General features: G+C 54.1%; 11 protein-coding genes. 9 read left to right on the forward strand and 2 right to left on the reverse strand.

Annotated features, from left to right (window positions below):
• The first annotated feature begins 44 nt into the window (after positions 1 to 44).
• The 4 genes from VU18_RS04350 to VU18_RS04365 all read left to right on the forward strand — a co-directional run bounded on the left by VU18_RS04350 (position 45) and on the right by VU18_RS04365 (position 3548).
• On the forward strand, positions 45 to 629 hold the full coding sequence (locus tag VU18_RS04350) for a TetR/AcrR family transcriptional regulator (protein ID WP_014195326.1): 585 nt from the start codon (positions 45 to 47) through the stop codon (positions 627 to 629).
• A 97-nt stretch (positions 630 to 726) separates the two neighbouring features.
• Positions 727 to 1785 (forward strand): phosphotransferase family protein, encoded by a 1059-nt coding sequence (locus VU18_RS04355; RefSeq protein WP_011230532.1) that lies wholly within the window; start codon positions 727 to 729, stop codon positions 1783 to 1785.
• A 9-nt stretch (positions 1786 to 1794) separates the two neighbouring features.
• Positions 1795 to 2577 carry a 2-phosphosulfolactate phosphatase gene (locus VU18_RS04360; RefSeq protein ID WP_014195328.1) on the forward strand — a complete coding sequence of 261 codons (783 nt, stop codon included), beginning with the start codon at positions 1795 to 1797 and terminating at the stop codon, positions 2575 to 2577.
• Positions 2574 to 3548 carry an NADPH:quinone oxidoreductase family protein gene (locus VU18_RS04365; RefSeq protein ID WP_014195329.1) on the forward strand — a complete coding sequence of 325 codons (975 nt, stop codon included), beginning with the start codon at positions 2574 to 2576 and terminating at the stop codon, positions 3546 to 3548. Before VU18_RS04360 ends, VU18_RS04365 begins: the two co-directional genes overlap by 4 nt.
• A 145-nt stretch (positions 3549 to 3693) precedes the next feature.
• Here VU18_RS04365 and VU18_RS04370 read toward each other — a convergent pair whose 3' ends face one another.
• Together VU18_RS04370 and VU18_RS04375 are read right to left on the reverse strand one after the other, a co-directional pair.
• Positions 3694 to 4851: an aminotransferase A gene (locus tag VU18_RS04370; RefSeq protein WP_014195330.1), complete on the reverse strand. Its 1158-nt coding sequence runs from the start codon at positions 4849 to 4851 to the stop codon at positions 3694 to 3696.
• 155 nt (positions 4852 to 5006) lie between these two features.
• Positions 5007 to 5234, reverse strand: coding sequence for an IDEAL domain-containing protein (locus VU18_RS04375; RefSeq protein ID WP_011230536.1), 228 nt, complete (start codon positions 5232 to 5234; stop codon positions 5007 to 5009).
• 189 nt (positions 5235 to 5423) lie between these two features.
• Here VU18_RS04375 and corA point away from each other — a divergent pair, with 189 nt between their 5' ends.
• The 5 genes from corA to VU18_RS04400 form a co-directional block, all read left to right on the forward strand.
• Positions 5424 to 6422, forward strand: coding sequence for a magnesium/cobalt transporter CorA (corA, locus tag VU18_RS04380; RefSeq protein WP_020278637.1), 999 nt, complete (start codon positions 5424 to 5426; stop codon positions 6420 to 6422).
• Positions 6423 to 6498: 76 nt separating this feature from the next.
• A partial coding sequence (locus tag VU18_RS04385) for a glycoside hydrolase domain-containing protein (protein ID WP_236687282.1) occupies positions 6499 to 6991 on the forward strand: 493 nt, incomplete at its 3' end.
• 331 nt (positions 6992 to 7322) lie between these two features.
• Positions 7323 to 8951 carry a diguanylate cyclase gene (locus VU18_RS04390; protein WP_047757722.1) on the forward strand — a complete coding sequence of 543 codons (1629 nt, stop codon included), beginning with the start codon at positions 7323 to 7325 and terminating at the stop codon, positions 8949 to 8951.
• The gene (locus VU18_RS04395) at positions 8948 to 9973 is read left to right on the forward strand and encodes a HEAT repeat domain-containing protein (RefSeq protein WP_023634201.1); all 1026 of its coding nucleotides are present in this window, start codon (positions 8948 to 8950) and stop codon (positions 9971 to 9973) included. The genes VU18_RS04390 and VU18_RS04395 overlap by 4 nt, the downstream gene beginning before the upstream one ends.
• A partial coding sequence (locus VU18_RS04400; protein WP_236687283.1) for a glycosyltransferase family 2 protein occupies positions 9973 to 10972 on the forward strand: 1000 nt, incomplete at its 3' end. The genes VU18_RS04395 and VU18_RS04400, both read left to right, overlap by 1 nt.

Consider the following 10972-nt stretch of genomic DNA (forward strand, 5'->3'; position numbering starts at 1 on the left):
CAATAGCTGGCAGCGACTACATTTTAGGCAAGAGGTGTAAAAACATGAAGGAGAAAATTATGGCTGCCAGCATTGAGCTGTTTGAACAAAATGGGTTCAGCGAAACATCGATCCAAGACATCGTTGACGCCCTCGGGGTGACAAAAGGGACGTTTTATTACTATTTTACAAGCAAAGAAGAACTGTTGATGGATATTCACCTTCGCTACATTGAAGGGCTGCTTGACGAAGAGGAGCGCATTATAAGCGATAAACGGCGCCCGTTGCGGGAGAAGCTGTATGACATTATCTTCATGCTCATTCATAATGTCGAGCGGCAAGGACGGGAAGCACGCATTTTTTTTCGTGAAATGAAGCATTTGAGTGAGGAGCATTTACAAAAAGTAAAAGAAAAGCGCGATTTGTTTCGCCAACGGTTGCAGGCGTTAATTGAGGAAGGAATGAAAAACGGTGAACTGCGCTGCGATTTGTCGCCATCGATCGCCACGCTTACCGTTCTTGGGGCGGCCAATTGGAGCTACCAATGGTTTCGTCCGGACGGCGAGCTGACCGATGCCGAGGTGGCGAAGCAGATGGTGGAGATCCTGCTTGATGGCATGAGCGCGCCGTCTGTCTCGAAAGCCGAGTGAAAAGAGAGACAAACAAGTTTGATCCGAGGTGTGTCGATGGATGCTGCCCGTGCGGCGGCATGGCGCGCTTGAATTGTTGACCAAGGGGGAGAGGGAGATGACAGCGATTATTCCAGTGCGCAAGGGGGAAGAACTGCCGGCAGGGAAGCTGGCCAAGTTTTTGCGCACGGTGCTGCCGGACATGCCGGATGGGGAGCTCGAGATCCAGCAATTTTCCGCCGGCCGGTCGAATTTGACGTATTTGCTCCGCTGTGGGGAGTGGGAGGCGGTGCTGCGCCGGCCGCCGTTTGGCCCGGTGCCGCCGAAAGCGCACGATATGAAGCGGGAGAGCACGTGGCTTTCTGAAATCCATCCGCTGTTCCCGCTCGCCCCGAAACCATTCTATTTTTGTGAAGACGAATCGGTGATCGGCAGTCCGTTTTTCGTCATGGAGCGGCGGCATGGCGTCGTGATTGACAGTGATTTTCCCGATGGCATCACTCCGACGGAGGAGGTTTGCCGTGGCATTTCCGAGACGATGGTCGAGACGCTTGTCCGTATCCATCAAATTGATTATACGAACACACGCCTCGTTCAGATGGTAAAGCCGGATGGGTTTATGGAACGGCAAGTGCACGGATGGATCCAGCGCTATGAGCGGGCCAAGACGGATGATATTCCGGAAGCCGAGGCGCTGATGAAGTGGCTCGCTTCTCATATTCCACCGCAGCGCGAAGCAACCGTAATCCATTACGATTTTAAGCTGAATAACGCTTTGTTTGCCAAAGACGACATCACCAAAATGGTTGGGCTGTTTGATTGGGAGATGTCGACGGTCGGGGATCCGCTTGCCGATTTGGCGGTGGCCATGAGTTATTGGATTGAGGAAGACGATCCTCCACTCATTAAAAGTGGGTTTGGCCGCGCGCCGGTCACCGTCCGTCCCGGTTTTTATACGCGCGAACAGTTTATTGAGGCATATGCCAAAAAAAGCGGCCGTGATGTGTCCGATATACACGTTTATTTAACGTTTGCCTACTTTAAATTAGCGGTCATTTGCCAGCAAATTTATTACCGCTACCGCCGCGGACAGACGAACGATGAGCGGTTTCGCCATTTTGGCCAGTTTGTCGAAGCGCTCATTGAGCATGCATGGCAGCTGGCGACAGGACGGTGAGGCGGCGTGATGACAAAAGTGCATGTCGTGCTGCGCAAAGAAGACATTGATGAGATGGCGCTTGCTGATCGAAAGGTGGCTGTCGTGTTCGATGTTTTGCTTGCCACCTCGTCGATTACAGCAGTTCTCTCTGCCGGCGCTCGTTCGGTGATCCCGGTGCGCGATGCCGAGGAGGCCAAGGAGATCGCGCTTCGCTTGCCAGAGGGCAGCTATGAGCTCGTCGGCGAATACGAAGGGCGGACGATCGCCGGTTTTCATCCGCCGGCGCCGCTGTTTTTGCAAACGGTTTGTCCAGGGAAAACAGTCGTGCTATCGACGACCAATGGCACGGTGGCGATTCGCAGAGCTCAGCCAGCCCGTGCGGTGTACGCGGCGAGCTTGCTGAACAGCCCGGCGGTCAGCGAGCATATTTGCCGTTTACATCAGGAAGAGACGATCATTGTGATTTGTTCCGGCTCGTCGGGCCGTTTTTGCCTAGAAGACTTTTATGGCGCCGGCTACTTTGTGCACTGCTTGATCGAGCAAGGGATCAACGCGGCGGAGCTGTCCGACAGCGCGACGGCCGCATGGTTCTTTTACCGGCAATATTCAGATGAAGGAAAGGCGAAAGAAGTGTTGTCTGCCTCGCGCGTCGGCCGTTGGATGACGGCGTACGGCTTGGAAAAAGAAATCGACTACATCAACCGGCACGGGTCGCTTTCTGCCGTTCCAAAACTTGAGCTGGGGCCGTTCGGCCTGGAACTGCGCAATATGGCGTCGACAAAAGTAACGAAAGAGGGGATATCGCCATGAAATTTGTCCAATTCGTTGAATACGGTGGACCGGATGTCTTGCGTGTTTGCGAAGGCGAACGTCCGAAACCCACGGGGCGGCAAGTCGTGATTGAAGCTGAAGCGATCGGCGTCAACTATGCGGATACAGCCCGACGGGAAGGCCGCTATGTTGTGCCGACGCCGCTTCCGTTCATCCCTGGGACGGAAGTGGCCGGCGTTGTCCGTGAAGTTGGTCCGGAGGTGCAAACGGTCCTCCCGGGGCAACGCGTCGTCGCGTTGATCGAATCCGGCGGCTACGCTGAGTTTGTCGCCGTCGATGAACGGGCGGTCGTGCCGCTTCCGGATGGAATGGATGCCCGGCAGGCGGCGGCCTTGCCGGTGCAAGGGCTAAGCGCCTACCATATTCTCAAAACGATGGGCCGCTTGGAAGAAGGGGAGACGGTGCTCGTTCATGCCGCAGCCGGCGGCGTTGGGACGATTGCCGTCCAATTGGCGAAACGGTTCGGCGCCAAAATGGTCATCGCCACGGCAAGCACGGAGGAAAAACGAGCGCTCGCCAAACAGCTTGGCGCTGATGTCACCATTGATTATACAAAAGACAGCTGGGCTGCGGACGTGATGGAGGCGACCGGTGGGCGCGGCGTCGATGTCGCTTTGGAAATGGCGGGCGGCGATGTCTTTCATCAGACGCTCGATTGCCTTGCTCCGTTCGGCCGCCTGGTCGTATATGGGGCGGCGAGCGGGGAAATGACGCGTCTCAATCCAGTCCGGCTGATGGCGAAAAACTGGTCAGTGATCGGCTTTTTCTTGCCGCAAATCATGAAAAAGCGGGCGTTGTACGAACAAAGTTTGCGGGAATTGCTCGCGTGGGTGCAGGAAGGAAGCCTGAAGCTGATGATCGGCGGCGTCTACCCGCTTGAGCAGGCTTCTGAAGTGCATCGGCTGCTGCAGGGGCGGAAAACGCATGGCAAGCTATTGCTTGTGCCATAAGTAAAGAAGAGGGTGTTCCAAAAGGATTGGGACACCCTTTTCTTGTATATTCCCCTAAAGCCAATGATGAACAAAAGTCGAAAGAAAAGCAGCCTTTTTCTAATGGGGGCATGGCGGCCTAAACCGATACGATTTTTGAAAACCGTTACGGTCTGCGGCGCTTCGTTTGGATATACCGCTCGAGCCGGTCAAGCCCTTCTTTGAGCACATCGAGCGAATAAGCGTACGACAGGCGGACATGGCCTTCACCGTATTCGGAAAAGGCGCTGCCGGGAACGAGGGCGACCCCGGCGTTTTCGACGACATCGAGGGCAAAATCAAACGAAGACATGCCAAAGGCGGCGATTGACGGAAACAAGTAAAAGGCTCCATCCGGCTTCTCAACCGGCAGCCCCATGGCGGTGAGACGATGATAGGCATACTCAAGCCGTTCGGCGTAAGCGGCGCGCATCGCCTCGGCGTCGTGTTTGCCGGCGGTCAGCGCCTCCACCGCCGCTTTTTGGCTGATCGATGACGTGCACGAGACGCTGTATTGGTGCACTTTCACCATTTGTTCAACGGCGAACGCTGGAGCGAAGACAAACCCGATGCGCCAACCGGTCATGGAGTGCGATTTGCTTAAACCGTTGATGACGATCGTCTGCTCCGGCAGCCACTCGGCGATCGAGTGATGGCGTCCGTGGTAAACGAGCTCGCTGTAAATTTCATCGGAAACGATCCAAATCGGCCGTCCTTTCAAAAGGGAAGCGATGTTCTCAAGCTCTTCGGCTGACAGCGCCGTCCCGGTTGGATTTGATGGGTATGGAAGAACGAGGCAGCGCGTCTTTTCCGTCAAATAAGGCGCAATGAGCTCAGCCGACAGACGGAAACCGTTTGGCCTTGTGTCGATGTACACCGGTTTCGCTCCGCACAGGCGGATGAGCGGTTCATAGCCAGGATAGACGGGTGCGGGAAGAAGCACTTCCGTCCCTTCCTCCAAAATCGTGCGGAATGCGATATCGAGCGCTTGGCTGGCGCCGACGGTGGCGATGACTTCGTCCGGCGTGTAGCGAAGGCCGTACTTGTCAGCGACGAATTGGCAAGCCGCCTGGCGCAGTTCCAGCAGGCCGGCGTTCGCCGTATACGTCGTGAAGTCGGCGGCAATGGCTTCTTGGGCGGCTGCTTTTACATGATCAGGCGTCGGAAAATCCGGCTGGCCGATTGTCAAGGAAACAAGCCCCGGCCGTCCGGCGACGAGATTGAAAAATTGGCGGATGCCTGATAGCTGAATCGCTTGAACGCGTGGCTGAATGAGGTGTCTCACGTGTTGTCCACCTTTCCGTTTTTTTCTCTATTGTACCATCCATGCCGAAAAACGAAAAAACAAAAATGAGCCCCTTTCCGTTCGGACCGTTCCTGCACACGGAAATGGGCTCATCCTGTCATAGACGATTCACACTCCAACATTGTTCGCTCCTTTTACGCGCCGTATTTTTTCAACAGGTCGTTATATTGGGCGGAAAGCTTGAAAAACAACGGCTTGTTGCCGGCCGCGAGCGCTTCATCAATTTGTTCCATCAGTTTTTTTCTTTGAAACTGGAAGATCGCTTCTTTCAGCACTTGTTCGGCCATCGGCCCGTAGCTGCTTTTTTCTTCCGGCTGGTTGAACAAAACGGCGCCTTCATTCGGGTATTGTTTTTCGTACATGATTCAGTCCCTCCCATATGGGAACGAAACAGTTCCCTTTCTTATATTATCGTCGTTTTTGATGCTAATGTAAAGAAAATTTAGATAAATATTTTTTGTCAATTTTTTCTCTACATGATTTTTATACCCGTTTTTTGTTGGGACTTAACAGTTTTTCGGTTATGATAAGAGGAGAACAAGGCAAAGGTGATGGCGATGATTCGCACGTGTGTCGTGACAAAAGAATTTGAGATTTTGTATGATGTTGACTTAACGCTTGTCAACAGCCCGGACGTCTCATGGTATTGGGTTGACTTTCATGAGCCGACGGATGAGGAATCGGCGCTGCTCGCCTCCTTTTTCCGTTTTCACCCACTGGCGATTGAAGACTGTCTCGAATATGTGCAGCGGCCGAAGCTCGATTTTTATGACCGCTACTTGTTTGTTGTGCTTCATGCCATTGCCGGAATGACGCTGGAGGCTGAGGAAGTCGATTTGTTTGTCGGGCAAAATTTCATCGTTTCGTTTCATAAGTCGGCCATTCACGCGGTCGATGAGGTGTGGGAGCGATTGAAGCATGAAGAAGATGTTCAGCAGGGGCCGTTTCACGTCATGTACCGGCTGATCGACAAGCTTGTGGATGATTATTTTCCACCGCTTTACCATATTGAAGACGTGCTGAACGATTTAGAGGAGAATACGAACAATGAACCGATTCACGACATTATTGAAAAAGTGTTTGACATCCGCGGCGATTTATCGAAGCTGCGCCGAACGATCGTGCCGATGCGCGACTTGTTGTACCGCATCATCCATTCCGACCGGCTGCAGCGCATGAAAGAACGGCAGCTGTACTTTCATGACATTTATGATCATTTGCTGAAGCTGTCGGAAATGATTGAGACAAACCGAGAAATTACCGCGGATATCCGCGACAGCTATTTATCGCTCAACTCGAATCGAATGAACAATATTATGATGACATTTACAGCCATTACGACCATTTTCATGCCGCTCTCCTTTATTGCCGGCATTTATGGGATGAACTTTGATTATATGCCTGAATTGCACTGGAAGTACGGATACTTTGTTGTATTGGCTGCCATGGCGGTGATCGGCATGACGATGTTCGTCTGGTTTAAGCGCAACGGCTGGTTTCAGTTGTTGAAAGGCGACTGGGCGAAGGAGGAGCGGGAGCGCCGCCAGTAGCCGTATAAAACGGGCTGTTCCCCTCATATATATAATTACATAATGACGGCAGCGTAAGCGCGAAGGAGGGGAACCGATGGCAAGAGGAATTTGGGGAGTCGACTCGGCGCAAGCCGTAACGGATCAGCTGTTTCAATGCGTGCGGACGGAGCTTGGCTATCCGAAATTTTGGGGCCGTTATTTGTCGGAAGTGCCGAACGTGTCCGAAGGGTTGACACGCGACGAGATCGCCCGCATCCGCAGCTATGGCGTGAAGGTGCTGCCGATTTATAACGCCTTCCGCGAAGCGGTCGGCTATGCGAACGGTCAGGTGGCGGCGCGCAACGCGGTGTTCCATGCGCGGCGGCTCGGCATTCCGAAAAATAAACTGCTGTTTGCCAACATCGAAGACTTTTTCGCTGTGGATGCCGCTTGGATCGCTGCTTGGGTGGAAACGCTCTATCCGACCGGATACCGGCCGGGGCTGTACGCGGACCCGACGAAAGGGGATTTCGCCGCTGCCTATTGCGAGGCGGTCAGCCGGAACAACCAAGTGGCGGTGCAGGCGGTCATTTGGAGCGCCGCACCAANGCCGGGAACGACGAAAGAGCAGAAAGCGCCGCGCTATCAGCCGGCTGCCCCGCCTTGCAGCGCGAATGTCTGGGTGTGGCAGTACGGGCGTGATGCAGAAGTCTGCCCGGTTGACACGAATTTAGCTGACCGACGCCTATTGGACTTTTTGTATTGAACAAAGCCGTTGCAAAAAAAGGCAGCGGCTTTTTTATGCGGCTGGGAAATTGTTGGCTGTTGCGCGTCTTTTCTTTTAATTTTTTTGCTTGGATCGATTATATTAGTAATAGGAAAAAAGGAGGATGTCAGTCGGTTGGGGAAAACGGAACGATGATCGAAAGGAGAGGGAATATGGATCGGTCTGTCGCCTCACTGTTGGATCGCATCCATGAACAATACGAACGATGGAGGACGGGACCGCCGCTTGACGGTGTGGAATTGGCCCGATTTTTCAATGCTGTCGGCCGGACGGCGGCGGTGATTGGCCTTAGCGACATCGCTGCTGAAGCAGAGCGGCTCATTCACCGGTTGAACGGCCAAACGGAACGGCAATGGACAGCGGAGGAGGCGCTGATAGAGATGGTTCCTCTCCTTCGCTGCTTCTATGAAGCCGGGGAAGCGGCTTCTGCCACCATTCCCTCTTCGCACCGCCAAGGGCCGAAAGCAGCGATTCTCCTCTGTGGAAATGATCCCCTGTTTTTTGCTTACGTCCGCGGCGCCCTGCAAACCGTGCCATGGCGTTTCACGACGATTCCCTCCCTTGAGCAGGCGGCCGCGTCGATGTTTCGTCTCAGCCCGGATTGCATCATCGTCAGCGTGAAGGAGGGAGAGTGGGAGAATCCGGACTTGACGGTTTTGCTTGAGCGCGCCGGACAGCGCCCCTATCTTCCTGTTGTCATTGTGAGGAGAGACGAGGGCAAAGAGGGGCGGTTGAAAGGTTATGAGCTTGGCGCGGATGATGTCATCACCACCCCAGCGGCAGATGAGCTGTTCGTTCGCGTTCGCCGGCTCATTGAAAAAAAACGAAAAATCGATGACCTTGTGCTCATTGACGAATTGACAGGTGTGTACAACCGGAAGTATTTGCCGCGGGTATACGCCCGCCTTCGGAGCGACCTCGAGCGTTACGGAGCGCCAAGCTGTTTGGCGTTGCTTGATTTGGACCATTTCAAACAAGTCAATGACCGTTTCGGCCACCTTGCAGGCGATGCGGTATTGCAAAAGCTGGCTGCCTTTTTGCGCCAACATACACGTGGAGTGGATACCGTCGTTCGCTTTGGGGGCGAAGAGTTTGTCGTTTGGCTGGCCAAAACGTCCAAAAGCGAGGCTCGTGCAGTGCTTGAGCGGCTGCAACGCCAGTTCGCCGCCGAAAAAATCGAGGCGGATGGCGCACTTCTATCATGTACGTTTTCCGCCGGCCTGGTTGAGTGCGATGAACCGGATCGGCCGCTTGACTATTGGCTGCGTCTGGCCGACAAGGCGCTGTATGCGGCGAAACGAGGCGGCGGCAATCGGATCGAAGAGGCGGCGCGTGAGAAAAGCGGTTCTTCGGATGAGGCCCCAAGCCAAGCATCAACGGATCGGCGGCGATGGGCGATTGCCATCGTAGACGACGATGAACTCGTGCGGATGATGATTGCTGATCTTGTCCGCAAGCTCGTCAATGAGCAGGGGAGGAAAGCAGACATTTACGAGTTTGGCGACGGCCTTTCGTTTCTCGAATCTCCGTTTTATCAAAGCGGGCGGCAATCTGTCGTCATTTTGGATCGGGTGATGCCAAAAATGGACGGCCTTGAGGTGCTGAACCGCCTCCGTCAAGAGCGAAAGCCATACAAGGTGATGATGCTAACGTCGCGCCAAGATGAGCGGGATATTGCCCATGCGCTGAACCGAGGAGCGGACGAATATGTGACAAAGCCGTTCAAATGGTTTGAACTTGAGGCGCGGCTGCGCCGGCTGCTGAAGGAGCTGGATGAGTGATGGCGCTGTTGGTCGTCTTCACGGCAGCAATCGCTTTGTTTGCGGTGTTGATCGTTTTGTTCCTCTATCTCGTGGTGCGCAAATGGCGGGAAAACCGGCGCCAAGCCCGGCTGCGAGTTTATAAGGAACGGCATCGGCTTTGGTTGCTTCGGTATCTGCTCGGCGAGGAGGAACAGATGCTTTTGCCGGCTTCCCCTCTTGAGCGTGAAGCGATGATGGAGCTTCTTGACCATTTTGCTTCACTCTTGAACGGAGAGCAAGTGCAGGAGCGAATTCGAACATTGGCGGAGATGCATTTCCAAGGATGGCTGCATCGAAGGCTGTCAAGCCGTCATTGGAGCGAGCGGATGAACGCGCTGTTTTTGATCGAGGATTTGCAGGTGAAGGCGATGCTGCCGGAGATGGAGCGGCTGTATCGCTCCAACCGGGTGACGAAAGGTGAGGCGGCGAAACTATTGGCCATTTTCGCCCAATTTGATTACAGCCCAGTGATTGCATATGTGCTCGAACCGAAATATAAGTTAACGGAGTTTTCCTATCGGGTCATTTTTGGCCATATGAGCGAGCGGCTTCTTCGACAGGTGGAACAGCGATTTGATGAGCTGCCGCGGGCAGGGAAATGCGCGTTCATCGATATGATCGGCATCCGTCGACGAGGGGAGCGATCGTTTTTGCTGGAGCTGTTGGCATCAGATGAGTTGGAGCTTCGTGTTCGCGCGCTTAAGGCGATGGCAGAAATTGGCGTTTCAATTGAAGCGACAAAGCTTGATCGCCACTTGCGCTCGCCGCATTGGCAAGAGAGGCTGATGGCAGTCCGTCTTGCCGGAAAATGCCGCGAAGAATGGTTGCTTCCCTTGCTCTATGAGCGGCTGGCCGACCGTTCATTCGCCGTTCGTTCGGAAGCGGCTGCCTCCATCGTGCGCCTGCCGGGCGGTCGGGCGATGCTGCATAAAGCGGCGTGCACAGCGGAGGACCGTTATGCCCGTGACATGGCGAAGCAATGGATTGGAGAGGAGGGGTGATGGTGGAAGGGGGGCAAGCGTTTCTATCGGCTATTGGGCATGTCGTGCTCATTTATATGGCTGTCGTTCTCGCCTTTTATACGTTTTTGCTTGTGGTAGCTTTCATTCACTTGCGCCGCACTCGTCGTCTTGACGATTGGGAGCCGTATGAAGAATTGCTCGATGCCAGCTACGCAAAACCGATATCGATCCTTGTTCCAGCTTATAATGAGGAAGCCGGCATCGTTGGTTCGGTTCGCTCACTGCTAGCCATCGAATACCCGGAGTATGAAGTCATTGTCATTAATGATGGGTCGACTGACAAGACACTTAAGCGGTTGATCGATCATTTTCATCTGAAGCCGGTCTATCGCGTCATTCGCCGTCAGCTGGCGGCGAAGGAAATCAAGGCGGTTTACCAGTCGCCCGATTACCCGCATTTGTTTGTGCTGGATAAAGAAAACGGCGGGAAAGCCGATGCATTGAACGCCGGAATCAACGCCGCCCGCTATCCATACATTTGCTCCATCGACGGCGATTCTGTTCTTGAGCGGCGCGCGTTTTTGAAGGTGATGAAACCGATGCTTGAATCCGACGGAGAGGTCATTGCTTCTGGAGGGACGGTCCGGATCGCCAATGGCTGTCGGATTGAACGCGGTGAAATCGTCAAGGTCGGTTTGTCGCGGCGGCCGCTTGTCATTATGCAGACAATTGAATATTTGCGTGCGTTTTTGCTCGGCCGCCTCGGCTTAAGCCGCCATAACTTGCTGCTCATCGTTTCTGGGGCATTCGGCGTTTTTTTTAAGCCGTGGGTGATCGAAGCAGGCGGATATACGGATACAGCTGGAGAGGATATGGAACTCGTTGTGCGCCTGCATCGACTGGCGCGCGAAAAAAACGAGGAGAAAAAAATCATCTATATCCCCGACCCGGTTTGCTGGACAGAAGCGCCGGAAACGTATGGGGATTTGCGGAGGCAGCGGCGGCGCTGGCATCGCGGGCTTTTGGAAAGCTTATGGA

It is taken from the genome of Geobacillus sp. ZGt-1 (assembly GCF_001026865.1).
In the GTDB taxonomy this organism is placed as follows: Bacteria; Bacillota; Bacilli; order Bacillales; family Anoxybacillaceae; genus Geobacillus; species Geobacillus thermoleovorans.